This is a genomic window from Streptomyces sp. NPDC107522, from assembly GCF_055657525.1.
The window spans coordinates 245637-271238 of record NZ_JBVKAU010000003.1; the positions used below are offsets into that span (position 1 = coordinate 245637).

Annotated in this window: 21 protein-coding genes and 2 tRNA genes; 11 read left to right on the forward strand and 12 right to left on the reverse strand. The window is 69.3% G+C overall.

From position 1 onward, the window contains the following. Positions 1–72 precede the first annotated feature (72 nt). The 6 genes from ACZ7L6_RS11155 to ACZ7L6_RS11180 all read left to right on the forward strand — a co-directional run bounded on the left by ACZ7L6_RS11155 (position 73) and on the right by ACZ7L6_RS11180 (position 6091). Positions 73–1395, forward strand: coding sequence for a hypothetical protein (locus ACZ7L6_RS11155; RefSeq protein WP_471922262.1), 1323 nt, complete (start codon positions 73–75; stop codon positions 1393–1395). Positions 1396–2025: 630 nt separating this feature from the next. After that, entirely contained in the window at positions 2026–2418 is a 393-nt protein-coding gene (locus ACZ7L6_RS11160; RefSeq protein ID WP_433047321.1) for a CBS domain-containing protein, read from the forward strand. A 259-nt stretch (positions 2419–2677) separates the two neighbouring features. After that, entirely contained in the window at positions 2678–3094 is a 417-nt protein-coding gene (locus ACZ7L6_RS11165; RefSeq protein WP_433047318.1) for a Fur family transcriptional regulator, read from the forward strand. A gap of 186 nt (positions 3095–3280) precedes the next feature. Further along, the gene (locus ACZ7L6_RS11170) at positions 3281–4069 is read left to right on the forward strand and encodes an ABC transporter ATP-binding protein (protein WP_471922264.1); all 789 of its coding nucleotides are present in this window, start codon (positions 3281–3283) and stop codon (positions 4067–4069) included. Then, positions 4066–4929: an ABC transporter permease gene (locus tag ACZ7L6_RS11175; protein ID WP_471922266.1), complete on the forward strand. Its 864-nt coding sequence runs from the start codon at positions 4066–4068 to the stop codon at positions 4927–4929. Before ACZ7L6_RS11170 ends, ACZ7L6_RS11175 begins: the two co-directional genes overlap by 4 nt. 13 nt (positions 4930–4942) lie before the next feature. Then, positions 4943–6091 carry an ABC transporter substrate-binding protein gene (locus ACZ7L6_RS11180; protein ID WP_471922268.1) on the forward strand — a complete coding sequence of 383 codons (1149 nt, stop codon included), beginning with the start codon at positions 4943–4945 and terminating at the stop codon, positions 6089–6091. A gap of 59 nt (positions 6092–6150) precedes the next feature. Here ACZ7L6_RS11180 and ACZ7L6_RS11185 read toward each other — a convergent pair. The 4 genes from ACZ7L6_RS11185 to ACZ7L6_RS11200 all read right to left on the reverse strand — a co-directional run bounded on the left by ACZ7L6_RS11185 (position 6151) and on the right by ACZ7L6_RS11200 (position 11855). Beyond that, positions 6151–6224, reverse strand: a tRNA-Met gene (locus ACZ7L6_RS11185). Between the two features lie 405 nt (positions 6225–6629). Further along, positions 6630–8540: a tetratricopeptide repeat protein gene (locus tag ACZ7L6_RS11190; protein ID WP_471922270.1), complete on the reverse strand. Its 1911-nt coding sequence runs from the start codon at positions 8538–8540 to the stop codon at positions 6630–6632. Positions 8541–8778: 238 nt separating this feature from the next. Then, positions 8779–8852 (reverse strand) — tRNA-Met (locus ACZ7L6_RS11195). 57 nt (positions 8853–8909) lie between these two features. Further along, positions 8910–11855 carry a UPF0182 family membrane protein gene (locus ACZ7L6_RS11200; RefSeq protein ID WP_471923365.1) on the reverse strand — a complete coding sequence of 982 codons (2946 nt, stop codon included), beginning with the start codon at positions 11853–11855 and terminating at the stop codon, positions 8910–8912. A 164-nt stretch (positions 11856–12019) separates the two neighbouring features. Between ACZ7L6_RS11200 and ACZ7L6_RS11205 the strand changes: the two genes are divergently transcribed. Next, a complete protein-coding gene (locus ACZ7L6_RS11205; RefSeq protein ID WP_471922273.1) occupies positions 12020–12562 on the forward strand; it encodes a PPA1309 family protein in 543 nt (180 codons plus the stop codon). A 76-nt stretch (positions 12563–12638) separates the two neighbouring features. Here the strand turns inward: ACZ7L6_RS11205 and ACZ7L6_RS11210 are convergent, their stop codons facing one another. From ACZ7L6_RS11210 to ACZ7L6_RS11225, 4 genes are all read right to left on the reverse strand, one after another. After that, positions 12639–13736, reverse strand: a complete 1098-nt coding sequence (locus ACZ7L6_RS11210; RefSeq protein WP_471922275.1) for a YlbL family protein — start codon at positions 13734–13736, stop codon at positions 12639–12641. 110 nt (positions 13737–13846) lie between these two features. Then, positions 13847–13978 (reverse strand): hypothetical protein, encoded by a 132-nt coding sequence (locus ACZ7L6_RS11215; protein WP_471923417.1) that lies wholly within the window; start codon positions 13976–13978, stop codon positions 13847–13849. Between the two features lie 291 nt (positions 13979–14269). Further along, positions 14270–14731, reverse strand: a complete 462-nt coding sequence (locus ACZ7L6_RS11220; protein ID WP_433047294.1) for a molybdenum cofactor biosynthesis protein MoaE — start codon at positions 14729–14731, stop codon at positions 14270–14272. A gap of 498 nt (positions 14732–15229) precedes the next feature. Beyond that, complete coding sequence (locus tag ACZ7L6_RS11225; protein ID WP_471922277.1) at positions 15230–16342, reverse strand: SDR family oxidoreductase; 1113 nt, start codon at positions 16340–16342, stop codon at positions 15230–15232. Between the two features lie 192 nt (positions 16343–16534). On the opposite strand from ACZ7L6_RS11225, the gene ACZ7L6_RS11230 reads away from it, so the two are divergent. Both ACZ7L6_RS11230 and ACZ7L6_RS11235 read left to right on the forward strand, forming a co-directional pair. Further along, the gene (locus ACZ7L6_RS11230; RefSeq protein ID WP_471922279.1) at positions 16535–17983 is read left to right on the forward strand and encodes a zinc-dependent metalloprotease; all 1449 of its coding nucleotides are present in this window, start codon (positions 16535–16537) and stop codon (positions 17981–17983) included. Then, positions 17980–18507 carry an NUDIX hydrolase gene (locus ACZ7L6_RS11235; protein WP_471922281.1) on the forward strand — a complete coding sequence of 176 codons (528 nt, stop codon included), beginning with the start codon at positions 17980–17982 and terminating at the stop codon, positions 18505–18507. The genes ACZ7L6_RS11230 and ACZ7L6_RS11235 overlap by 4 nt, the downstream gene beginning before the upstream one ends. 213 nt (positions 18508–18720) lie before the next feature. Here ACZ7L6_RS11235 and ACZ7L6_RS11240 read toward each other — a convergent pair whose 3' ends face one another. The 4 genes from ACZ7L6_RS11240 to ACZ7L6_RS11255 all read right to left on the reverse strand — a co-directional run bounded on the left by ACZ7L6_RS11240 (position 18721) and on the right by ACZ7L6_RS11255 (position 22703). Then, on the reverse strand, positions 18721–19476 hold the full coding sequence (locus ACZ7L6_RS11240) for an AIM24 family protein (RefSeq protein ID WP_471922283.1): 756 nt from the start codon (positions 19474–19476) through the stop codon (positions 18721–18723). A gap of 17 nt (positions 19477–19493) precedes the next feature. Next, on the reverse strand, positions 19494–20174 hold the full coding sequence (locus tag ACZ7L6_RS11245; RefSeq protein ID WP_471922285.1) for an AIM24 family protein: 681 nt from the start codon (positions 20172–20174) through the stop codon (positions 19494–19496). A 13-nt stretch (positions 20175–20187) separates the two neighbouring features. Further along, positions 20188–21945 (reverse strand): TerD family protein, encoded by a 1758-nt coding sequence (locus tag ACZ7L6_RS11250; RefSeq protein ID WP_471922287.1) that lies wholly within the window; start codon positions 21943–21945, stop codon positions 20188–20190. 161 nt (positions 21946–22106) lie between these two features. Beyond that, the gene (locus ACZ7L6_RS11255) at positions 22107–22703 is read right to left on the reverse strand and encodes a M48 metallopeptidase family protein (RefSeq protein WP_471922289.1); all 597 of its coding nucleotides are present in this window, start codon (positions 22701–22703) and stop codon (positions 22107–22109) included. A gap of 377 nt (positions 22704–23080) precedes the next feature. Between ACZ7L6_RS11255 and ACZ7L6_RS11260 the strand changes: the two genes are divergently transcribed. Together ACZ7L6_RS11260 and ACZ7L6_RS11265 are read left to right on the forward strand one after the other, a co-directional pair. After that, positions 23081–24235 carry a TOMM precursor leader peptide-binding protein gene (locus ACZ7L6_RS11260; protein WP_471922291.1) on the forward strand — a complete coding sequence of 385 codons (1155 nt, stop codon included), beginning with the start codon at positions 23081–23083 and terminating at the stop codon, positions 24233–24235. Next, positions 24228–25598, forward strand: a complete 1371-nt coding sequence (locus ACZ7L6_RS11265) for an ABC1 kinase family protein (protein ID WP_471922293.1) — start codon at positions 24228–24230, stop codon at positions 25596–25598. Before ACZ7L6_RS11260 ends, ACZ7L6_RS11265 begins: the two co-directional genes overlap by 8 nt. Positions 25599–25602: the final 4 nt, after the last annotated feature.

Sequence of the window (25602 nt, forward strand, 5' to 3'; positions counted from 1 at the left end):
AAGGTCGTCGGCAGTGCCTGGTCATCTCGCGAACTACGAAGAATTCTCGGACATCTCGGTTACCCAAAAAATATGGACATGGAAGACCCGCGATCCATATATTGGCGCGGAGGGGACAGCAAGACCTGGCCTGACCACCCATGGAGAAGGCGGGCAACCCTAGCGCTTATGTTCGCGGGAATGCTCGGGTCCACTGTCTGGCACATAGTTATCGGCTGGCCGGATACCCTGCACGCGCTTACCTTCGCACAGAGAGTTATCGGTACCATTTTCATCCTGGCGGGTTTGCTGGGAGGTTTGGCAACATTTATAGTCCTCGACTATTGGGGCAAGAGACAGTGGGGGCCGTCCGGGGAAATCGTCCTACTTGGGGCAGTCATCACACTTTCAACTAACGCAGTTCTTGTATTCATGTGGTTTGAGGAGAGGGAATATACGCCCTATCTCCTGGTATTCATCCCGCTTGGGCTTTGGTCCTTGTGGGCACTTTACTTGCTCATCCGCGAAAAGGCTTGGCAAGGAATGCCCCACCCAAAGAAGTTTGCGACCGGGGTTGCTTTCACTGCACTCCTGACCGCCGTCAGTATTGCTTATTCGACCATGTACAAACCCACCGCTGCGCCGATCCGCTTTACCCTTAAGGCGGAATTTGGCCCACCACAGGAGAGCCCCGATCTCCAGTACGTCACCATTCCACTCAAGATCTACCTCAAAAACGACGGAGGGATTCCTGTCTATATCGTCAACAACGACTACACCATCTGGGGGACGCCGATCAAGCATTTTACCGAGGACCAGTTGAGGCGGTGGGCAACCGATACGCAAGACCTCGGCGAGGCCGCAGAAGCTAAACGATATGCCCGCGAAGATAAGACAGACGTAGTAGGCTCGGGCCAGTTTTATGAACCCGGCGCCTCCCTTGATGCAGGACAGGAAATCCGCTCAGAAGAGCTAATTAGACTACCCAGGGATGATCGGTATGGCGAGCTGGAAGCGACGCTGCAAGTCCAATACATGAGAAAGGATCGAGGTAGGCTCGATCGGGAGGAATTTGGATTCCCCTCGGGGTACTCTTGGGATAAAGACGATGAGCAATACTATTGCTCTCCGGACGCTTGCGGAGAGTATGTCATATATCACGGCCGAGTGCGCCACAACAATAACATGGTCAACGTGACACGCAGGCCTCGACATTTGACCGCTTTTTGGGGCCCAATAGATGGATTCGACGCCTTCGTTTCGTCGTTCGACTTCAAGAAAAAGACTCTCAATGTGTACAGGGAGGGCATTGACGAAGCAGAGGCAGCAAGAGAGGAGGTCAGTTATGGCCTAGGATCCCTCTACACAAATGCCGTGATTCCTGCGTCGGAGTATTTGCGTCTTTCCGAGGAATGAATGAGAATAGCAACCCGTATCCATCCTGCGGCAAGGCCCACTGACCAGGCTGACGTCGCCGGAGACCACTTGGCGGAGGCCACCTCCCGCCTCAAGGAACTCGACCGACTCCAGCGCCGACTGGAGATCGTCGGTTTCATCCTGTGCGGGGTGCTTGACGACTGCCGCTGCGTGTTACGTCGGCGTCGTCACCCTCTCCGCACATGCCGGGAACGGGCCAGCAATCCCCTCATGGACCACGTTCACGGTGCCCCCCGGCATCACCACTGCGCCCCTCAATGCGACCTGCGCCGTCCGGAGGCGACGCAGGGAGTGTAAGCACGAACGTACTTGCCTTCCCGGGCCGTCTGAGGGCGTCTGAGGGTGGCCAACGAAGACCAACAACGACCAACGTCAACGGCACCCGCGCTGGTCTAGGGCGGGATGCAGGCCAAAGCCGCACCCCGACGGACGGGCGGATCAATACCAGCGCTACTGAGAAGCACGAGGCCACAGCGCACGCCCGCGGCGGTCCGCACGCGCCCCCTTGTTGACCCGCTCTTTGCCTGCCACTCTGAAAGTCCCCCCACTTGTGAATTTGTGAATCAGTGAACAAACGGTGTGGGGGCACTCCAGGAGGTGGCTCCATCCATGCTCGTACGTGACGCCATGAGCACCGTGGTCCTCACCATCGGCCCCACCCACACCCTTCGCCAGGCCGCCGCACTGATGTCCGCCCGCCGGGTCGGCGCGGCCGTGGTCCACGACCCCGACGCCGGCGGCATCGGCATCCTCACCGAACGCGACATCCTCAACTCCGTCGGCGTCGGCCAGAACCCGGACACCGAACGCACCCACGACCACACCACCAACGACGTCGTGTTCGCCGCGCCGTCATGGACCCTGGAGGAGGCGGCCCGCGCCATGGCGCACGGCGGCTTCCGCCATCTGATCGTCCTGGACCACGACGAGCCCGTCGGCATCGTCTCGGTCCGTGACATCATCCGCTGCTGGGCACCCGTACGACAGCACGTGCCGGCGTAGTAGACGGCCAGGAAGCCCGGCCCGCGAAACGCGCCGGGCTCCCGACGAAACCCGGTCCGGGATGAAGTGGGCCAGCTTCTCCAGCAGGAGCTGGCCCGACGAGGGCCCGGCCGCCGATGCCCGTGGTCTCGCCGTTCTGACGATCTCACCCTCCGGCGATCCCCCTTGCCTCCCCCATGTTGGACTTTGTCTAAGTCAAGCTATACTCCAAAGTCACACCCATTCGGAACCTGGTCCCGCTGCTGTTAAGGTGGTCTCCATGAGTGACCTTCTGGAACGGCTGCGCGGACGCGGATGGCGGATGACCGCGCAGCGGCGCGTCGTGGCCGAGGTCCTCGCCGGCGATCACGTCCACCTGACGGCCGACGAGGTGCACGCACGAGCCGTCGCCAAGCTGCCCGAGATCTCCCGGGCGACCGTCTACAACACGCTGGGCGAGCTGGTCTCCCTCGGCGAGGTGCTCGAGGTCTCCACCGACAAGCGGGCGAAGCGGTACGACCCGAACGCCCACCGGCCCCACCACCACCTGGTCTGTGCCCAGTGCGGCGCGATCCGGGACGTCCACCCGACGGGCAACCCGATGGCCGACCTCCCCGACTCCGAGCGCTTCGGCTTCACGGTCTCCGACGTCGAGGTCACATACCGCGGCCTCTGCCCGAACTGCGCCAAGGCGTAGTCCCGCGGATCCTTCAAGCCCCGGCACCGACAAGGCGCCGGGGCTTCGCGCTGCGTACGCCTTCGTATACGGCCGCTCCCCACGCCCTTCACATACGACCCCTGCAGGCGACCTTCCCGTATCTGACGGTCCGTCATATCGTCGACGGCACCCACCAATCCGTACCGCACTCCGCGAGGAGACCCCGTGGGAGAGCCGTATCAAGACCGCGAAGCGAGTGATCCGAAACTCAAAGCCACTGACCTGACCCGCACCTTCGGCCGAACCCCCCACACCGTCGCTGCCCTCGGTCCACTCGACCTGACCGTCGCCCCCGGCGAGTTCGTCTGTGTCGTCGGCCCCTCCGGCTGCGGCAAGTCCACGCTGCTGCGCATCGCCGCGGGCCTGCTCCGACCGAGCACGGGCACGCTGGAGATCCGCACGACGAGCCCGCGCCCGGCGGCCATGATCTTCCAGGACTACGGCATCTACGACTGGAAGACCGTCCGCGCGAACGTCCGTTTCGGCCTGGACATCCGTCGCGTCCCCCGCCGTGAGGCGAACGCCCGCGCCGACGACTGGCTGGCCCGCATGGGCCTGTCGGACTTCGCCCACGCCTACCCCGCCACCCTCTCCGGCGGCATGCGCCAGCGCGTGGCGATCGCCCGGGCGCTGGCCGTGGAGCCCGAACTCCTGTTGATGGACGAGCCCTTCGCGGCGCTCGACGCCCAGCTCCGCACGATCCTCCAGGACGAACTCCTGGACCTCACCCAGTCGCTGCGGACGACCACGCTCTTCATCACCCACAGCCTGGAGGAGGCGATCGTCCTCGGCGACCGCGTACTCGTGATGTCAGCCCGCCCGGGCCGGATCATCGCCGAGCACCGCCCGCCCTTCCCCCGCCCGCGCACCGGCGACATCCGCGCCACACCCGAGTTCACCGCCCTGAGAAGCGAGCTGTGGGACCTGCTGCGGAAGGAGGCCGTACCGGCATGACGACCCTCACGAAGCCGCCCGCCGACTCGGTCCTGGTCCGCCGCCCCGGCCCGCGGGAGCTCCACCCGACCCGCACCTACCGCCGCAGGCGCGCGCTGGAGCTGTCGCTGGCGCTCGCCGTACCCCTTGCCCTGATCCTTCTGTGGCAACTGGCCGCCGCCCAGGCCTGGATCGACGACCGCGTCTACCCGGCCCCGTCCACGATCCTCGCCGACGGCTGGGACCGGGCCGCGGCCGGCGACCTCTGGCCGGACGTGTGGGCCACGCTGCAGCGCGTCCTGGCGGGATACGCGGCCGGCACGGCGGCAGGCTACGCCCTCGGCCTCCTGATGGGCTCCCTCTCCTTGGTCCGAGCGGCCCTGGAACCGCTGCTGGACGCGCTGTACGTCGTACCGAAACTGGCCCTCCTGCCCATCTTCCTGAACATGTTCGGCCTCGGCGAGGGCCCGCAGGTGGCGTTGGTGGCGGCGACGGTGTTCTTCTTCGTCTGGATCTCGACGATGTCCGCGGTCATGTCCATCCCCTCCGGCCACCGGGACGCGGGCCAGGTCTTCGGCGCCTCGCGATGGCAGATGTTCCGCCATGTGCTCCTCCCCGCGTCACTGCCGTCGGTTTTGGTGGGCGCGCGGATCGCGGCGGGAGTGGCGGTCCTGGTCATCGTCGCCTCGGAGCAGATCGCCGCGACGAACGGCCTCGGCCATCTGATCTTCGACTCCCGCGCGCTGTTCCAGAACGACGTGATGTTCGTCGGCATCGTCTGCGTGGCGGTCCTGGGGGTGCTCTTCTCCGAACTGATCCGCTTCGCGGGCCGCTTGCTCACCCCCTGGGCACCGAGAGACCGAGGAAGGGGCCAGTCATGAGGAGGGGCCGGTGATGAGAAGGAAGAAGAGGCGCGCATACGGGGCCGTCCTCACCGCGGCGGCGCTGCTGGCATCGGCGGCGTGCTCATCGCCGCAGGACTCGGACTCCTCGTCGAAGGCGGCCGCGGGCAACCGCACGATCCGCCCGGTGGAAGGCTGCGGCGCGAAGTCCTGGACGGACCCGAAGGACCTCTCCCCGACCCGCACACCGGCCCGCTGCCTCCCCGGATCCCCTCCCCCGCAGCCGCTGACCGAGCGCCGCGAGCTGACGATCGCGACGGGAACGCTGAGCGCCGAGTACGTGGCACCGCTGCAAGTGGCTCTCGACAAGGGGGAGTTCAAGAAGGAGGGGCTGGACGTCGAGCTGAAGGTCCTCCCGACCCCGGACGCACTGCCCCTCCTGGCCAAGGGAGACATCGACGCCCTGTGGGCGGCTCCGGAGGCCGCGGTCATGAACGGCATCAAGGGCGGCTTCGACATCAAGTGGGTCGCGGGCAACTTCTCGCCCGCCCCGGACTCGAAGAGCGGCCTGTGGGTGCGCCTGAAGGAGGGCGACACCGCGAGCCGCGTCACCATGGCCGGCCGCACACTGGGCACGATGATCGGCAAGGGCTCGGTCATCGCGTACCCCATGGAGAAGGCCCTGGAGAAGCACGGTGGCGGCCTGGCCGACATCCAGTACCGGCAACTGGGCTCGGCCGACGTCCTCACGGCCCTGCAGAACGGCGGCGTCGACTCGGCGTGGCTCCTGGACCCGGTCTGGCGCAAGGTGGACGGCAAGCAGGGCTACGCCTTCCTCGGCGGCCAGCCACCGGGCGAACCCCTGGGCGGCATGCTCTACGGCCGCGCGCTGCTGCAGGACGACGTGGAGGCCGGTGTGGCCCTCGTCAGGGCCTACATCCGCACGGTGAACACATATTTCGCGTCCGAATACAAGCAGAATGCGACGTTCGTCACATACTTGGCCAAACTCCTCAAGGCGGAGGAGCCGATCCTCAAGTCCACCCCGTCCCTCCGCATGGACTGGGAAATCCGCGCCGGCACGACAACGCGCCTCCAGTCGGCCTACGAGGCCCAAGGCGTGGCAGAGGGAGACCCCCTCCCCGAATCCCGAACGGTGAACCGCACCCTGTACGAGGAGGCGGTGGGCCACACCCCGTGAACACCCTTTGAACACACCTAGGGCCGGGACCCTCACGGATCCCGGCCCTAGGCCTTCAGTAGCGGGGACAGGATTTGAACCTGCGACCTCTGGGTTATGAGCCCAGCGAGCTACCGAGCTGCTCCACCCCGCGTCGGTGAACGCAACATTACGTCAACCACGCGGAAGGAAGCAAATCGCTTACGTGCCCAGCCCCGCCCCCACATCCCCCACCTCATCCAGCGTTCACTTCCTGACGCCACTCCAGGCATCCCAGCCCACCCGGCATTCGAGAACAAGGCCACACCCATCCCCAACCCCGGCCACTCTCTTACGCCGGTCCAGGCACTCCAGCCCGTCCGGCGTTTGAGGACGAGGCCCTTTCGGGGCCGACGGGGGTCCAGGGGGCTCCGCCCCCCTGGCGGGGTGGAAGGGGCGGAGCCCCTTCAGGATGGGACGGGTAGGGGCGGCGGGGGCGAGAAAACCCGACGTCAGCCACAACGCCGCGCACCAGACAGCCCACCCCACCCCAGGCACCCGGCCCAAGCTCAGCGCAGCGTCACGCCGACAATTCCTCCCGCAACGCATCCCGCAACCGAGCCGCCCGCTCGGCCACCTCCGCCGGCCCCAACGTCACCGCCCGATCAGCCCACCGCTGCCCCTCGGCCAGCTCACCGCGACGCGCGTAGACCAGAGCAAGCCGCAACGCCGACCGCCCATGCCCGGCATCAGCCGCCCGCGTCCACCACACCGCGGCCTCCGGCTCACTCCCCTCCCGGGCAAGCAGCAGTCCGAGATTGAACGCCCCGTTCCGCGACCCGGCCTCGGCAGCCTCCCGGTACCACCGAGCCGCCTCCACCACGTCCCCCCGAGCCGCGGCCAGCATCCCCACCCGCACCTGCGCCCGCCGATGCCCCTGGGATGCCGCCCGCTCGTACCACTCCTCGCACTCGGTCTTCTCGTGCACCGCCTCCCCGAGCTCATGCGCAGGCTCCGGCGGCCGCCGTGCGTCCAGCAGCGTCGCCAGCCGATACGCCCCCTCCGCACTGCCGCCCCCGGCCGCACACCGCAGATGCCGCTCGGCCGCGGCCTCGTCCCCGTCCCGCAGCCGAGCGATCCCCACCTGCAACGCCGCCTCCGTGTGCCCGGCGGCAGCGGCACGCTCGTACCACCGCAGCGCGGCCCGCTCCTCGCCCCGCCCGGCGTACAGGATCCCGAGGTTGAAGGCCGCGTCGACGCTCCCCGCCTCCGCCGCCTTGGAGAACCACGGCTCGGCACCGGTCGTGTCCCCACCCTGCAGCAGCAGGATCGCCAGCGCGTTCGCGGCCTCCCGGTGCCCGGCGTACGCCGCCCGCCGGTACCACTGCTCGGCCTGCGCAGTGCGCTCCTGCTCGGCGCAGAGCAGCCCGAGGTTGTACGCCCCGTTCACGTCTCCGGCGTCCATCGCGGCCCGGTACCACCGCTCGGCGGTCTGCGTCTCCCCGCGCTCGGCGTGCAGCGCACCCAGCGCGTTCGCCGCGTTGCCGTCGCCGTCCTGCGCGGCCCGCAGCCACCACGTGGCAGCACTCTCGGTGTCCCCCGCGTCCCGCAGCAGGAACCCGAGCGCGCAGGCGGCCCGCGCCTCGCCGTCCTTGGCGGACGTCAGATACCAGCGCCCGGCCTCCTTGAGCTCCCCGCGCTTCTCCAGGATCGCCCCGAGGTGCAGCGCGGCCCGGCGGTGGCCGCGCGCGGCGGCCTGCCGGTACCACTGCTCGGCCTCGTCGAGCAGCGACTCGCTCGGCCCGACACCGTTGTCGGGTCCGTCCTCGCCCGCGCGCACCGCCTGCCGGTCCAGCGCACGCGCCAGCCGGTACGCCGCCTCCCGGTGCCCGCGCTCCGCCGCGGCCCGCATCCACTGCTCGGCCGCGCCGTCGCTGCGGTGCTCCAGCAGGTCGGCGAGCGCGTACGCGCCCAGCGTGTGTCCCTGCTCGGCGGACTGCCGCAGCCAGTACTCGGCGGCGGGTTCGTCACCCCGCTCGCGGTGATGGCGCCCCAGCGCGTGCGCGGCGGCGGCCGATCCCGCGACGGCGGCGATCCGCCACCATCCGGCGGCCTCGTCGGCGTATCCCCGCTGGTGAAGCAGGACCCCCAGGTTGTTGGCTGCGGCCCGGTCCCCGGCGGCGGTGGCGGCACGCAGATGGGGCTCGGCTCCGTCGAGGTCACCGCGGCGCAGCAGCATGGCCCCGAGGACACTCATCGCCTCGACGTCCCCGGCCTCGGCGGCGAGCCGCTGCCGCGCCTCCTCGACCGCCTCCCCCGCCTCGTCCCGGTCCACGGGCCGGTCGAGGGCGAAGTCGCCCTCCGGCTGCGCAAGATCAATCACCGGCTGCGAGGCACCGTCTGTCGGCTGCGCGACATCGCCCGTCGGCTGCACAAAGTCGGCAGGCTGCACAAACCGCCCTGTCTCCAACAGAGTTGCCTTGTCCCCCATAACGTCCATCGTCGCACCACCTGCAACCTGGGTACACCTGGTATACCGCAGCCAGTGAGGTCACTTCAGCGTTTTGTCGACATGCCCACAGAGAGACAAGTCAAACACAGTTCTCCCAACTCCCCACGGCGGCGTGGCCGTCCCGCCCTGCGGCACATGCGTTCGCACACCACAAAGGCCCGGATCCCTTGTCAGGATCCGGGCCTTCGCTGTCGTACGACTTGGTCGTCGACTTCAGTAGCGGGGACAGGATTTGAACCTGCGACCTCTGGGTTATGAGCCCAGCGAGCTACCGAGCTGCTCCACCCCGCGCCGTTGTGCTGCAACCGTATCACGGCGCGGGGAGAGCTTTCTGATCAGCCGCCGTCCCTAACTGCCGGTGGGACTGCTGGACGGGCTCGGACTCGAACTCGGCTTCGCGCTGCTGCCACCGCCGCTGCCGCCCTTGTCGGCCTGCGCCTGGGCGTCCTCGGCCCGCTTCAGCGCGTCCTCGAGATCCTCCTGCGCCCTGCCGTACGCCTCCCAGTCACCCTTCTTCAGGGCTTCCTGGCCGGCCTCGAAGGCCTTCTGGGCGTCGTCGAGCGCTTCTTGGACCGTCGGGTTGTTCGAGGTCGGCGGAGGCGTCGTGCCGCCTTCCTCCTCGCCCTCGTCCGGCGGTTCGGTGGTCGGGCCCTCCGCTCCGAAGACCTTGTTGAGGGCCTCGCCGAGCGTGTCCTCGAAGGCGGTGGTGCCGCCGTAGGACACCAACACCTTCCGCAGCAGCGGGTACTTCAGTCCACCACCGCGTACGTAGACCGGCTCCACGTAGAGCAGTCCGCCGTCCAGCGGGACCGCCAGCAGGTTGCCGTACTCGACTTCCGAGTCACCGCCTCTCAGCAGCCTGATCGTCTCGGCGATGTTCTGCTCGGAGTTGAACTGGCTCTGGACCTGACTGGGACCGTTGACGGTGGTGTTGGTCGGCAGTTTCAGGATTCTGATCTTGCCGTAGTCGCTGGTGCCCGCCTCGGCGTCGACGGCCATGAACGCGCTGAGGTTGTCCCGGCCGTTCGGCGTGAACGTCGTCGTCAACGAGAACGCCTGCGACGCCTGGTCGGGCATCTTCATGCTCAGGTAGTACGGCGGCACCGCGTTGCCCGACTTGTTCGTCGGGTCGTCCGGCACCTGCCAGACCTCGCTGCCGCTGAGGAACGTCGTCGCGTCCTTCACGTGGTAGCGGGTGAGCAGCTCGCGCTGGACCTTGAACAGGTCCTGCGGGTAGCGAAGATGGGCCATCAGATCGCTCGAGATCTTGCTCTTGGGTTCCACCGTGTCCGGGAAGGCCTTCATCCAGGTCTTCAGGACCGGGTCCTGGGTGTCCCACTGGTAGAGCTTGACCTCACCGGTGTAGGCGTCGACGGTCGCCTTCACCGAGTTGCGGATGTAGTTGACCTGGTTCTGCTGCGCCACGACCGCCCGCTGGTTGTTGCTGGCGGTCAGCGAGTCGGCCGTCGTGTCACCGAGGGTCGTCCGCGAGGAGTACGGGTATCCGTTGGTCGTCGTGTACGCGTCGACGATCCACTGGATGCGGTGGTTGACCACCGCCGGGTAGGCGTCGCCGTCGATGGTCAGCCACGGGGCGACCGCTTCGACGCGCTCCTTGGGAGTGCGGTTGTACAGGATGCGCGAACCGTCGCCGATCGCACCGGAGTACAGGATCTGCGGCTCGCCGAACGCCACAGCGTACGCGGCCCGGTTGACCGGGTTGGAGAGGCTGACGCCGCTGTCGGCCTCGTAGCTGTAGGTCTTCTCACCACTGTCGTCGGAGTAGTCGATCTCCTTCTGGGGACCGCCGACGATGGAGTACATGGTGGTCTTCTCGCCGTAGTAGACCCGCTGCTCGTACGTCCCGAGGTCGCCCTTGGACGGCAGGTCGGACTCGGTGAACTCCGGGCGGCCCTGCGAGTCGGCGGTGGTGCCCTCGGCGGCGACCACGCCGTAGCCGTGGGTGTAGCGGAAGTGGTCGTTGATCCAGTTCCGCTTCGGAATGCCGTTGAGGTTGATCTCACGCAGACCGATGACCGTGTCCTGGTCCTTGCCGTCCTTGGCGTACCGGTCGACGTCCAGGTTGGTCGGGAACGCGTAGTAGTTCCTGATCTGCTGGAGCTGCTGGAACGTCGGCGAGACGATGTTGGGGTCCAGGATCCGGATGCTCGCCGCGGAGTCCACGTCGTCCCGCAGCTGGGTCTTGTCCTCGGTCTTGCTCGTGCCCGGGTACTCGGTGACCTTGGCGCCGTCGATGCCGTACGCCTCGCGCGTCGCCTTGAGGTTCTTCTCGACGTACGGCGCTTCCTTGGCCTGCTCGTTGGGCTGGACCTGGAACTTCTGGACGATCGCGGGGTACAGACCGCCGATGAGGATCGCCGAGAGCACCATCAGGCCGAAGCCGATGACGGGCAGCTGCCAGGTGCGCCGCCACAGGGTGGCGAAGAACAGCAACGCGCAGATGACGGCGATGCAGAACAGGATCGTCTTGGCCGGCAGATAGGCGTTGGCGTCGACGTACCGGAGGCCGGTCCAGTTGTCGGTCGCCTTGAAGTCACTGGACTTCACCGCGAGTCCGTACCGGTCGAGCCAGTACGCGACCGCCTTCAGGGCGACGAAGATGCCGAGGAGGACCGACAGGTGGCCGGTGGCCGCGGCCGTGGCACGCGCGCCCGGGCTGGTGATGCGCAGCCCGCCGTACAGGTAGTGGGTGAGCGCGGCGGCGATCACGGAGAGGATCGCGGCGGCGAAGCCGAAGCCGAGCAGGAACCGGTACCAGGGCAGGTCGAAGGCGTAGAAGGAGACGTCGAGCTTGAACTGCGGGTCCTTCTGGCCGAAGGACACGCCGTTGACCCACATCAGCCAGGTGCGCCACTGACTGGAGGCGGAGGCGCCCGCGATCAGACCGACTAGCGCGGTGATCGCGAACAGCAGCCACTTCTTGTACGGCGCGATGCCCATGCGGTAGCGGTCGAGGCTCTGCTGCTCCATCGACATCGCGCTCAGCGGCGGGCGCAGCCGGTGGGCCAGCCAGATGTTGAAGCCGACCGCGAGGGCCATCAGCAGACCGAAGACGAAGAACAGCCCGATCTTCGTCCACAGCGTCGTCGTGAAGACCGACGAGTAGTTCACCGACCGGTACCAGAGCCAGTCCGTCCAGAACCCCGCGAACATGGTGAAGGCCATGCCGAGGACGGCGAGGACGCCCAGTGTCATGAGCAGGGTCCGGACACGCCGGGACGGGCGGCCCACTCTGATCCGTGGCCCGGTCGGGCCTCCGCCGCGGTCCGGCATCTGGAAAGCCAAGGTTCGCACCCCGAAGTTCGCTGTTGATCCGTCAGGCCCGCGTCTTCGTGGACCCTCCGTGGCCCCCCGTGATCGTGGGCCCACACCTATGCAACTTACTCACCGTTTACTCGGTTCCCGATTCCGCCCAGGAACGAGGCAGGATTGTGACCATGTCCAACACTCCCATGGCGGCGAGCCCGCTGACCCGGGCCGTTCTCGAGATCGACGAGTACGCCTCCGGCCTCGGCTGGGACCAGCCCGCCCGCCTCTTCGCCCTCGTAGACACCGCACGGCTGCGGGACCAGGAACCCGACCTCGCCGCCCAGCTCGGCCTGGGGGACGAGCAGGAGTCCTCCGGCCTGACCCCGATCGAGCAGGACGAACTTCCAACGGGCAAGGCGCTCGACGAGTTCCTCGGCACGATCGCCTGGCCCGAGGCGGTGGCCGGCTGCGCGCTCACCGTCGAGCGCCTGATGCTGCCCCCGTCCGCCGAGGCCCAGGTGCCCCAGGGCCTGAGCGAGGCCAAGCTCGCGAAGTGGGTGGCGGACCATCCCGAGCGCCAGGAGGTCCGCATGACGGTCGCGGTCCTGCGCGACGGCGCCCGCGAGTCGGCCCTGCGCCTGCGCGAGAAGGACTCCCCGACGGAGGTCCTCACCGGCCCGGACCTGGTCCCGGGCCTGGCGGAGGCACTGGCGGCGACGTTCGAGGACTGAGGTCTTCCCGTACGGCAGTGGGGGCGCCCCTCGAGGTGAAGGGGCACCCCCACTGCCGTACTCAGGTGTCTGCCGCTCAGTCCGTGGTCGTGCACTTCGGGAGGTCGGCGGAGTCGCCGGAGCGGATGTCCTTCAGGGCGCCGAGGGCGTCGGAGATGGTGCCGACCTTGACGAGGGTGAGCCCCTCGGGGACGTCCCTGGCGGCGGTCGAGCAGTTGTCGGAAGGGGTGAGGAAGTACTCGGCGCCCTTGTCGCGGGCGGCGATGGTCTTCATCTCGATGCCGCCGATGGGCCCGACCTTGCCGTCGTCGTCGATGGTGCCGGTTCCGGCGACGAACTTGCCGCCGGTGAGGCTGCCCGGGGTGAGCTTGTCGTAGAGCCCGAGCGAGAACATGAGGCCCGCGCTGGGGCCACCGACATCGGCGAGCTTGATGTCGATGGAGAACGGGAAGGTGTGGTCGGTCCCGGCGGAGATCCCGACGATGGCGCGCTTCTCGCCGCTGTCGTCGGACTGGGCGGTCCTGATCGTGACCTTCTCGGTCTTCGTCGGCGTCCTGCGCTCCTTCTCGGCGGCTGCCTGCTCCTTGGCCGGCACGATCGTGAAGACGACATCTTGGCCGGGCTTGTGCTTGGTCACCAGCTCTGCGACGTCGCCGGGTTCCTTCACCGCCGTACCGTCGACGGCCTTGATCACATCACCGGCGTGCAGCTTGCCCTCCGCCGGTGTCCCCTTCACCACGGTCGAGACGATGACCCAGCTCTGCACCGGGATGTCCAGCTCCTTCAGGGCGGCGACCTTGGCGCTCTCCTGGGACTGGCTGAACTCCTCGGCGTTCTCCTGGGTGGACTGCTCCTCGGTCTTGCCGTCCGGGTAGAGGGTGTCGTGCGGCACGACCTTGTTGTCATGCGCGAGCCAGCCGTAGACGGCCTCGACGAGGTTCATCTTGTAGTCGGCGCTGGTGACCCGGACGGTGGTCATGTTGAGATGCCCGGTCGTCGGGTAGGTCTTGCGCCCGGAGATCTGCAGCACCGGCTCGCCGTCGTGCTCGCCGAGGGTGTTCACCGTCGGCCCCGGGGACATCTCCGAATACGGCACGGGGATGAAGACTCCCGCGCACAGGAGCGCGATCAGCATCAGGGTGGAGGCGAGCATCGTCGCGGTGCGGCGTGGCATGCCAAGACAGTACGTGACACTCCTGTCAGCGCCCCGTCAGGGCTATCTGACCGTGACCTGTCAGCGCTGCGCCACCTGCCCCGCGATCACGTCGCGCCACCCGTCCGGCATCACGTGCGGGAGGAGGGCCTCTCCATGGCCTCCCGGAAGCGGGCATAGCCGTCCAGCTCCGGGCCGTCGCCCCGAGCCTTCCGGGTCCGGTTGGCCCAACTGCCCCACAGACCGGCGCCGATCGCAGCCACAAGCGGAATCAGCAACCAGGCGAGCGCCGCCATGCCGTCCTCCCATCCCCAATGAGCGACCGCAAACTGACTGATCAGCAGATTAACCACTGGCACTGACAACGCTCACGCCAGGGGTGCGGTTACGCAACCGGAGTGGGGTGGAAAGGGTTCGGACGGCCCTGTTCGGCAGGCGGACGGGTTCGGGCGGGCCTGCTCAGCAGGGGGTGGGTTCCGGAGGCCGGTGCTCAGCAGGTCGGTGGATTCCCGAGGCCGGTGCTCAGCAGGTCAGTCGATTCCCGAGGCCGGTGCTCAGCAGGCGCCGACCCACTCCTCGGTGCCGTCCGAGAACTTCTGGTGCTTCCAGATGGGCACCTCGTGCTTGAGGTCGTCGATCAGCTTCCGGCAGGCCTCGAAGGCCTCGCCGCGATGGGGACACGAGACCGCGACGACCACGGCGAGATCCCCGACCTTCAGCTCTCCGACGCGATGGACGGCCGCAAGTGCCCGCACCGGATACTCCGCGACGACCTTCTCCGCGATGCGCCGCATCTCCGCCTCGGCGCTGGGATGGCACGAATAGCCGAGCTCGTCGACGTCGGCACCACCGTCGTGGTTCCGCACGGTCCCCACGAAGAGCGCGATACCGCCGGCGGCATCGTCCCCGACGGCCCGGAAGACCTCGTCCACGGAGAGCGGCGTCTCGCGGATGCCGATCAGCTTGATGGGGTCCTGCGCGGCCTGCTCACCGGGGTGGTCGTTCGTGGTAGCCATGCGCCCATCGTGCCTCACGCGCGGAACCAGGGGGAATAGCGCTATCGCCCGGCACGCGTGCGTGGCGCTTTGGAGCCTCCTACAGGGCCGACCCATCGGCTGGTGCAACTGCCCGCCTCCGCTGTCAGCCCGTCCGGCGCGAGAGAACGAGGCCGCAGCCGTCCCGAGCCCCCACCCACCCACAGTGCGCTTCGCCACACAACACCGGCAGTCACTTTCCAGCGCCGGTCGGCATCTACCAGCCCGTCCGCCGCTCGAGAACAAGACCGCAGCCGTCCCGAACCCCCACCCACCCACAGGGGCAGCCACCTCTCCGCGCCGGCCCACATCACTCAGCCCGTCCGGCGTTTGAGGACAAGGCCCCTTCAGGGCCGAAGCGGGGGTCTGGGGGCGGCAGCCCCCAGGAACGGGGTCGAAGGGGCAGAGCCCCTGGAGGGTGGGACGGGTAGGGGCGGCGGGGGCGAAAAACCCCACCGCCCGCCCGGGCACCCGGCACCCTCAGATCCGCCGCCGAGCCTTCCGAGCCCTCCGCACCACAGCAGCCGCGCCCAACAGCGCCACCGTGGCCCCCGCAGCACCCGCCGCAGTCGCGTCCTTCCGCCCCAGTCGGCGCCCCGCGACCGTATGCCTCCCGGAGACCTCCTCCAGCAGCTCCGCGAGCACTTCCTCGTTGGTCCACTGCGGCCGCCACCCCGCGTCATGGAGCCGGCTCCCGCTCACCACCCAGGGGTACATCGTGTACGCCAGATCCCCGGCCGGGGAGGGCGTCAACCCGATCCGGTGCAGCCGGGCCGCCGCGCCCAGCGCGACCGCCGACGGCAGCTCCATCCGCCGGATCCCGCTGAGCTCCTCGACCTCCTCCTGCTCCAGCCATCCGTCGCATCCGACGGCGAGCTCCCCGTCGACCTTCTCCAGGACGGCGTACTCCAGGGCGCTGCACAGATCCTCGACATGGCAGAACTGCCAGGCAGGTCGCGACCCGGCAACGACAAGCAGCCGTGGCGACTCGAAGTACCTGGTCAGCGCGGTGTCCGTGCCGCCCACCAGCACGGCAGGCCGAACAACGGTGACATTGAGTCCCGGGTGAGCCCGCGGCGCCCTGCGCGCGAGGCGCTCGATCTCCAGCAGGTCCCCGACGCCGGTGGCCTCCGCCGTCGCCCGCAGCTCCGCGTCCTCGGACAGCGGCAGCTCGTTGTCCGGCAGCGCCCCGTACACCATCGCGGAGGTGCAGAGCACGACCCGGTGGATCCCGGCCGCCGCCGCGGCCGTCAGCACGGTCTGCGTCCCCCGAACGTTGTACGCCGTCCGCGCGGCTGCATCCGTCTCCAGATCCAGATCGAGCGCCAGGTGCACGACCACGTCGGCGCCCCGCAGCTTGTCCGCGATGGCCGGATCCCGCACATCCAGGATGTGCCACTGCGCCGCCGCACACTCACCGCGCCGCTCGTCGATGGCGATGACCTGCTTGACCTCGTCGGACACGGCGAGCCGCTCGGTGAGCAGCGCGCCGACACCGGACGCGGCACCGGTCACCGCGACGACGGGCCCGCGGGCGGCGGGAGGGGTTGACCGGTTTCGCGCTGCGCGAACCTGCGGATCAGGGGAACTCACCGGGCGTCTCCAGCGGTTGTCTTCAGTACGAACGCGAGTGACGCGTCCGTACCAGGTGGCATCCATCCTGCCGCAGGCCAAGAGTCGGCGAAGCACCGAGGCCCGAACGGCTCGCGGTGTCTACGCTGGGTGGTGTTATCGGGCAGCCGCGCCGCCGGTGCCAGCCGGTGGCCTTACCAGCCGAGGAATCCCGTGAGTGACACCCCATTCGGATTCGGCCTTCCGCCGGAGGAGCCGGAAGACGGCGACGAGGGCAAGAAGAAGGACCAGCAGAGCGGCGGTGGTCAGGGACCGGCCAACCCGTTCGGGTTCGGCGGCCTGCCCGGAGCCGGGGGCTTCGGCGGCCCGGGCGGCCCTGGTGCCGACAATCCGTTCGCAGCGATGTTCGGTTCGCTGAACCCCACCGACCTGGGCGCCGCGTTCCAGCAGCTGGGGCAGATGCTCTCGTACGAGGGCGGCCCGGTGAACTGGGACATGGCCAAGCAGATCGCCCGCCAGACGGTCTCCCAGGGCACCTCCGACGGCACGAAGGACGCGAGCGTCGGCCCCGCCGAGCGCAGAGCGGTCGAGGAAGCCATCCGTCTGGCCGATCTGTGGCTGGACGACGCGACGTCCCTGCCGTCCGGCGCGGGCTCCGCCGTGGCGTGGAGCCGCGCGGAGTGGGTCGAGGCGACCCTGCCCGCGTGGCAGGAACTCGTCGACCCGGTCGCCGAGCGTGTCGGCACCGCGATGGGCGACGTCCTGCCGGAGGAGATGCAGGCCATGGCGGGCCCGCTGATCGGCATGATGCGTTCGATGGGCGGCGCCATGTTCGGCACGCAGATCGGGCAGGCCGTCGGCGTGCTCGCGGGCGAGGTCATCGGCTCGACCGACATCGGCCTGCCGCTCGGCCCGGCCGGCAAGGCGGCGCTGCTGCCGGTGAACGTCGAGGCGTTCGGCAAGGACCTGGGCGTGCCGAAGGACGAGGTGCGGCTCTATCTCGCCCTGCGCGAGGCCGCCCACCAGCGCCTCTTCGCGCACGTGCCGTGGCTGCGCTCGCACCTGTTCGGCGCGGTCGACGGCTACGCGCGCGGGATCAAGGTCGACACCGCCAAGCTGGAGGACGTGGTCGGCCAGTTCGACCCGCAGAACCCGGAGCAGCTGCAGGACGCCCTGCAGCAGGGCATGTTCCAGCCGGAGGACACGCCCGAGCAGAAGGCGGCCCTGGCTCGTCTGGAGACGGCTCTTGCGCTCGTCGAGGGCTGGGTGGACGCGGTGGTGCACGCGGCGGCGAAGCCCCGCCTGTCGTCCGCGGACGCGCTGCGCGAGACGCTGCGCCGCCGCCGCGCCTCGGGCGGCCCGGCGGAGCAGACGTTCGCGACGCTGATCGGCCTGGAACTGCGCCCGCGCCGCCTGCGCGACGCCTCCCGCCTGTGGGCCTCGCTCACCGACGCGCGTGGGGTCGACGGCCGTGACGCCCTGTGGCACCACCCGGACATGCTGCCGACGGCCACCGACCTCGACGACCCGGACGGCTTCGTGCACCGCGAGCAGATCGACTTCTCCGAGCTGGACAAGATGCTCGGCGAGGCGGCGAGCGGCTCCACGGAGAAGCCGAACCTCAAGAAGGACGAGGACGACAAGGGCGACGGCACCGAGTGAGCCTCTACGACGACGCGGTCCTCGTACTGAAGGGCTACGAGGACCAGGCAGATCTGCGCCAGACCTACCTCGAGCATCTGGAGACCCACCCGGACGGCATGTGGAAGGCCTGCGGGGACGGGCACATCACGGCGAGCGCCCTGGTGATCGACCCGGATCGCGGGCGGGTGCTGCTCACGCTCCACCGGAAGCTGCAGATGTGGCTGCAGATGGGCGGCCACTGCGAGCCGGAGGACACCTCCCTGGAGGCGGCGGCACTGCGCGAGGCCACCGAGGAGTCCGGTGTTGCGGGACTGACGCTGCTGCCGGGCGGCCCGGTGCGCCTCGACCGGCACCCGATCCCATCTCCGTGTCACTGGCACTACGACGTCCAGTACGCCGTGCTGGCCCCGCCGGACGCGGAGCACGCCATCAGCGACGAGTCCCTGGACGTGCGCTGGTTCGCCTACGACGAGGTGGCGGACGTAGCGGACGAGTCGGTCGTACGACTGCTGGAAGCCGCTCGCGCGAGGCTCGCCACCTGATCCGGGTGTCTGTGCTGAACCACGCGTAAGGGGCGACCGCACTGGCGGTCGCCCCTTACGTCGGTTTTCTGGACGGCTGAGCCGCGCCCCGTAAGGGACGCGGGGCTGTGTCGATGTGCGGCTCCGCCGCGTGGGCGCGACCAGCCACACACGTCCCGCAGCGACGAGACGGCCCGCAGCCCCCGACGTTCCTCGGCCAGACCAGCGGAGCGATCAGCTCCAGACGTTGCCCTGGTTCTGCCCCCGGGCCCCCTGCTGCCCCATGCCGTACTGCGCGGCGAGGCCCGAGCCGATCTGGGCGTTCTGGGGCGGCAGCATCTCGCTGGGCTGGACGAGCGCGAAGCCGCTGCCCATGAAGCTGAGCTCCCAGCCCTCACCGGTGTTGCCGCGACGCCGCCACACCCCGGAGGAGTGCGTCTGGGCCTGCATCTGAACGCGCAGGGCGGTCGACCAGGCGACGATCGCGTCGGCGTCGCAGTTGACGTACTTGTCGGGCGTCACCTGCATCATCAGCGGCATGCCCGAGGTCATGAGGGCGACCTTGCCGCGGCCGGTGATGTTGAGCTGGTACTTCCCGGAGCCGGAGATGCCGTAGAGGCTGTCCACGGCGATGACCTCGTGGTGCAGCGAGGAGTCCATGGCCAGCACGTAGCTGCTGTCGACGGTCAGCCCGTCCTGGTCCACGTCCACCACGTGGACGTGCTGCTTGAGGTTGGCGAGGTAGACCGTGCCCTGCCCGTGGCAGCGCATGAGGTCGAGGCCCTCGCCGGTGTGCGCACGCGCGCGTCCCTGCTGGTTGCTCTGGTACTCGGCGTCGAACTCGACCAGACCCTGGTAGGCGACCATGGTCCCCTTGCGGGCGAGGATGTCGTCGTGACCCTCCAGGACGACGCGGAGCATCTGCTTGTTCTGCAGGCTCCAGCGCTCCTGGCTCTGCTGGTCGTTGTAGGCGAAAAGCGGGCTCTGCATGGCTTTCTGGCTCCCCCTCAGCCCCGGATCCGGAGGCGGTCGGTGCTGTCCTCGCTGGGCTGGACGACGACGATGCCCTGGCCGGAGAAGGCCATCTGGTAGGCCTCACCGCTGCCCCGGCCGATGAGCGACTGCGCCTTGAAGCTGCGCTTGCCCTTCACCTTGAGGTTCGGGGACCAGGCGACGAGCGCGTCCGGGTCGACGTAGGTCTCGTCCTCGCCGCCGCCGCAGTCGACGACGATCGGCTTGCCCCGGGAGGTGAGCGCGACCCAGCCCTGCCCGGAGATCTTGGTGTTCCACAGGCCCTGTCCGGCGAACTTCGCCAGGCCCTTCACCCGCTCGACACCCCACGTGAGGTGGGCGTCGAAGGCGAGCAGGTTGGTGGCGTTGACGGAAATGCCGTCGCCGTTGAGGTTGATGACGACGACGTTGGCGCCGTAGTCGGCGAGGTAGAGCAGGCCATCGCCGGAGCACTTCATCAGGGGCGCGCCCTCGCCGGTCATCCAGTCCTTGGCGATCTGGCGCACGGCGGGCGGGTTGGGCTCGTACTGGACGAAGCCTTCGTAGGCGACCATCGACCCCACGCGCGCGAAGAGGTCGTTCCCGGTCTGCATGGCGACCTTCACCATGTGGTTGCCGTGGTTCTCCATGCGGGCGGCGACGGGTGCGGGGGCGTAGCCCGCGAGCGGCTGGTTCATGACGGGCTCTCCCTCAGATCTCGTACGGCTGGACGACGATGAAGTTGCCTGGCGCGCCCCGGAACTGGAGGTTGACGCTCTCCCCGGTGGCGCCGGGGTAGGCGTTGCGGCGCATCCGCACCTGGCTGGAGACGACCACCTGGGCGGCGGACGACCAGGCGACCACGGCGTTGGCGTCGGCGAACGTCGTGGGCGTGACCGGCAGCACCACGGGCGTGCCGTGCGTCTTGACGACGAGGGTGCCGGTGCCGGTGAACTGCATCGTGAACAGCGCGCCGCCGGGGATGCCGTGGCCCTCGATGCGGCGGATCTCGTACTGGAGGCTCTCGTCGAAGGCGAGGACGTTCTCGGCAGAGACGCAGACGCCGTCGCCCTGGAGCTCGATGGGGTGCAGCATGGTGGAGTTCTCGGCGAGGAACACCTGTCCCTGGCCGGTGCAGCGCATCAGCTGCATCTCCTGGCCGGTCGCGTTGCCGGCGATCCGGCCGGCGAAGCCGGCGCCCTTGTAGCTGAAGTCGACCTTGCCCTGGTAGAGCACCATGCTGCCCTGCCGGGCCAGCACGGGCTGGCCGCCGATGCCGAGGTCGACGCGGATCAGCTTCTTGTTCTGCTGCGTCCAGCGCTGCCCCGTGGGCGTCTCCTTGAACTGCTGGAGCGCCCCGGCGACACCGGGACCCTGAGGCGCGCCCTGGGGTGCGCCCTGAGGGGCTCCGTAAGGGGCCTGCTGGCCCGGGGCCTGGCCGTACGGGGGCTGCTGGCCGTAGCCCGGCGGTGGGGTCGGCTGCCCGTAACCGGGCGGCGGGGCCGGGGCCTGCGGGGCCTGAGGCTGGGCGTAACCGGGGGGCGGCGGGGCGCTCGGAGCGGGAGCCTGGCCGTACGGCACCTGCTGACCGGGCTGGCCGTACGGCTGCTGCTGACCCGGCTGGCCGTAGGGCGCGGGCGCCGGGGCCGGGGGCGGCGGGGTGCCGCCGGGCGGCGTCATGGGCGCGACGATGGTGGGCTGGGCATGAACCGACGGCGCGGGCGCCGGCGCCGGAGGCGGCGGGGTGGAGCCCGGCGGGGGCGCGAAGCCCTGGGCCGCGGGCTGCGGGGCCGGGGCGGGCGCCGGTGCAGGTGCGGGCGCTGGAGTCGGTGCCGGGGCGGCCGGGGCGCCGAACGTGGGCGGCGCGGCGGCCTGCGCGGGCGGGGCGAAGCTGGGAGCGGCGCCGGTCTGCGGCTGCTGCGGGGCGGCGGGCGCCTCCTCCTCGGCGACCTCGCCGCCGAAGTTCTTCAGCAGCGCCTCGAGGCCGCCGTCGAAGCCCTGTCCGACCGCGGCGAACCGCCAGACGTCCTTCAGGTAGAAGTCGCCCAGCATCACGGCGCGTTCGGTGGAGAACTCCGAGCCGTTGAAGGCGTACCGGGCCACCTCCTCGCCGCCGGCGACGATACGGACGTACCCGGGGTTGATCTGCGACATCTGTCCGGCGCCGTCGATCGTCGCCGTGAAGGACAGCTTCTGGATCTGCGGGGGGATCTTGTCGAGCGTGACCCGGAAGGACTCCGTGTCACCGGCCTGGGCGCCGAGGAGCTGGATGGCCTCCTCGGGGGTCTTCGGCTGGTTGAAGAAGACGAAGTAGCGGTCGTCCGAGAGCCGTTCGTCGGCGTCGAGACCGAAGCAGCTGATGTCGAAGCTCAGCCCTGGGGCGGAGATCTGTACCCCTACGTACAGATCCGTGCCCGCGGTGAGGTCACTGATCCTGGCCTTGTGGCCGCGTTGGAATTCCCTGGCCATGCGTAACGACCGTCCCCCATCCCGAATGTGAGTGCGTCGCGCCAGGCTAACGGCAAACTCGGACATCGGACGAAGCCGGTACAGACCCGGTACACAACGCTTGCCCGGCCGGACCGGAAGCACCGCCTCCGGGAAGCCCCGAGGGGCCCTTCAGTGTGCGGTCACTCGCCGCGCGCGCCGGGCACATGGGGCAGTCGCTCGGCGGCGACGACTCCTTCGAGATACCCCTTGGCCCGCTCGGTGCGGGGATAGGCCTCCAGCAGCCGCCAGAAGCGGGGCCCGTGACCGGGCACCAGAAGATGCGCGAGTTCATGGAGCAGGACGTAGTCGATGACGTACTCGGGCATGCCCTGCAGACGGTGCGAAAGACGGATGCTGCCCTCGGCCGGAGTGCACGAGCCCCAGCGTGTGTTCTGATTGGTGACCCAGCGGACCGAGCTGGGCCGGGCGCGGCCGTCGAAGTACTGGGCCGACAACTGCTCGGCGCGCTCGGCCAGTTCGGCGTCGCCGAGGACCTGCTTGCTCTCCTGGGCGGCCAGCTTGTCGAGCATGACGTTCACCCAGCGCTGCTCCTCGGCCTCGGACATCCGGGCAGGGATGAGCACGACGGTGCGATCGCCCTCGCGGTACGCCGAGACCGTCCGGCGGCGCCGGGCGCTCCTGCGGACCTCGATCGCGCTCGCCCCCGGGCCGCTCGTCGGCGGGCTCGTCGTACTGCGCTGTGGCGTTCCGGCGCGGTGCAGTGGGTCGGCGGACACGCCCCGACGTTACCCGTTGCACATGGGGGAAGTCCCGACTCCGGGACGGTTCGATCCCGATCCCCCACCATGCGTTTGATTTGTACGACGAATATCCACCGCCTGTGGACAACTTTCGACGCCGGGCGCCGCGGCGGGGCATGCTGGCAGTCACCGGCGGAGCTGCGACCGAGCTCCATCGGTGCACGGGGACGTTCCACGACGGCTACGGGGGCCAGTTCATGCACGCGACGGTTTCGACAATGACGGCAGTTTCCGCAGACTCGGCGCATTCGTCACATTCAGCAGATTCATCGCATACGCCGGTTCCAGCGGCTCCACTCGTCAAGCCCGCCCTCAGGCGCGGGTGGCGCGACCTCAACACCGTGCAGTTCGGGATGACTCCGGCGCACGCGATGACGCTGGGGCCGATGGACACGGCGACGGGCAGTTTCCTCGACCTGCTCAACGGCACCCGCGGTCCGGAGCTGCTGCGCGAGGAGGGCCGCCGCATGGATCTGCCGGACGGTCATGTCGACGAGCTGCTGCGGCGGCTGGCACGGGCCGGACTGCTCGACGACGCGAAGGGAGGGGGCCCGGCCGCCGACGCCCTGCGCGGCAAGAAGGAGGTCCTGGACAGGCTGCGCCCCGATCTGGCCTACCTGTCCCTGACCACGTCCGAGCCGGGCGGGGCGATCGGTCGCCTGGCCGCCCGCCGCTCGCTGCGCGTGCAGGTGAGGGGCGCCGGCCGGGTGGGTGCGGTGCTGGCCTCGCTGCTGGCGGGCGCGGGCGTCGGCGAGGTCGACGTACGGGACGTCGGCCGTGTCGAGCCCTGGGACGTGGCGCCGGGCGGGCTGCCCGCCGAGTCGGTCGGCGACCGCAGGGACGAGGCCGCGCGACGGGCCGCACGCCGCTCGGCGCCGGACCGTCCACCGCGCCGCGGCCCTCGGTCGTCGCTCGGCGAGGACAGCGCCGGCCATTCCCTGGTGATCATCGCCCCGCGGGACGACGTCGCCGTGCACGCGCCCTCCCCGTCCGCAGCCGAACCCCTCATCACGTCCGGTACGCCCCATCTGTACGCCGGTGTCGTGGAGGGCACCGGCGTCGTCGGCCCTCTCGTCCTTCCCGGCGAGACCGGCTGCGCCGGCTGTCTCAACGAGGGGCGGACCGACCGGGACCCGGCCTGGCCCCGCCTGATCGCGCAGTGGCGCTCGGGCTCGGGAAGGACGCGACAGGTACCGCCCTGCGATCTCGCGCTGGCCACCATGGTCGCCGGGCTGGCGGCCGCCCACGCCCTCACCTTCCTGGACGGCCACGTTCCGTCGAGCGCGGGTGCACGCTGGGAGGTGTCGCTGCCCGGTCTGAGCTGGCACGCCCGGCCGGTCTGGGCGCACCCGGCATGTCCGTGCGGCGCCGCGGAGAAAGGTGAGGGAGAACACCCCTCCGAGGACGAGGAGTCGCACGCGACAATGGAGGAGCATCGGCCGTCGAAGGAGTCGAGCCGTAAGGCGGACGCGGAGCGGCCGGCTGGGACCTGGAGGGCGCATGTCTGATCTTCCCCGCAAGGCGGTCACGCGAACCGCCAAGCTCGCCGCGCTCCCGCTCGGCTTCGCCGGGCGGGCGACCTGGGGGCTGGGCAAGCGGATCGTCGGCGAGTCGGCGGAGATCGTCGGCCGTGAGCTGCAGCAGCGCACCGCCGAGCAGATGTTCAAGGTGCTCGGCGAGCTCAAGGGCGGTGCGATGAAGTTCGGCCAGGCCCTGTCCGTGTTCGAGTCGGCCCTGCCCGAGGAGATCGCCGGCCCCTACCGCGCGGCGCTGACGAAGCTGCAGGAGGCCGCGCCGCCGATGCCGACGCGCACCGTGCACAAGGTGCTGGGTGAGCGGCTCGGCGAGGACTGGCACGAGCTGTTCCTGGAGTTCGAGGACAAGCCCGCCGCGGCGGCCTCGATCGGCCAGGTGCACCGGGGGGTGTGGCACGACGGCCGCGAGGTGGCGGTCAAGGTGCAGTACCCGGGAGCCGGCGAGGCCCTGCTGTCCGACCTGAACCAACTGAGCCGTTTCGCCCGGCTGTTGGGTCCGCTGATTCCCGGCATGGACATCAAGCCGCTGATCGCGGAGCTCAAGGACCGGGTCTCCGAGGAACTGGACTACGGCCTGGAGGCACAGGCCCAGCAGGTGCACGCGGAGGAGTTCGCCGACGACCCGGACGTCGTCGTACCGGCGGTGGTCCATCACTGTGATCAGGTCCTGATCACGGAGTGGATGGACGGCGTGCCGCTCTCGGAGGTGATCTCGGACGGCACCCAGGAGCAGCGTGATCGCGCCGGCCAGCTCCTCGCCCGCTTCCTCTTCTCAGGTCCGGCCCGTACCGGCCTGCTGCACGCCGACCCGCACCCCGGCAACTTCCGCCTCCTGCCGGGCGGCCCGGAGGGCGAGGACGACTGGCGGCTCGGGGTCCTGGACTTCGGCACGGTCGACCGCCTCCCCGGCGGGCTGCCGACGCCCATCGGCGACTCCCTGCGCCTGACCCTGGACGGCGAGGCGGAGACCGTCTACGAGCTCCTCTGCGCCGAGGGTTTCGTCAAGGAATCAATAGACCTGGATCCCGACGCCGTCCTCGACTACCTTCTGCCGATCATCGAACCGGCCCAGGTCGAGGAGTTCACCTTCACCCGCGGCTGGATGCGCAGCCAGGCCGCCCGCGTGGCCGACCCCCGCTCCCCCGCCTACCAGCTGGGCAAGCAGCTCAACCTGCCCCCGGCGTACCTCCTGATCCACCGCGTGACATTGAGCACTATCGGCGTGCTGTGCCAGCTGGGCGCCACGGTGCGGTTGCGCGAGGAACTGGAGGAGTGGCTGCCGGGGTTCGCCCCGGAGGAGGAGACCGACGACGACGAGTCGGCGGCGGAGGCGTGAGCAG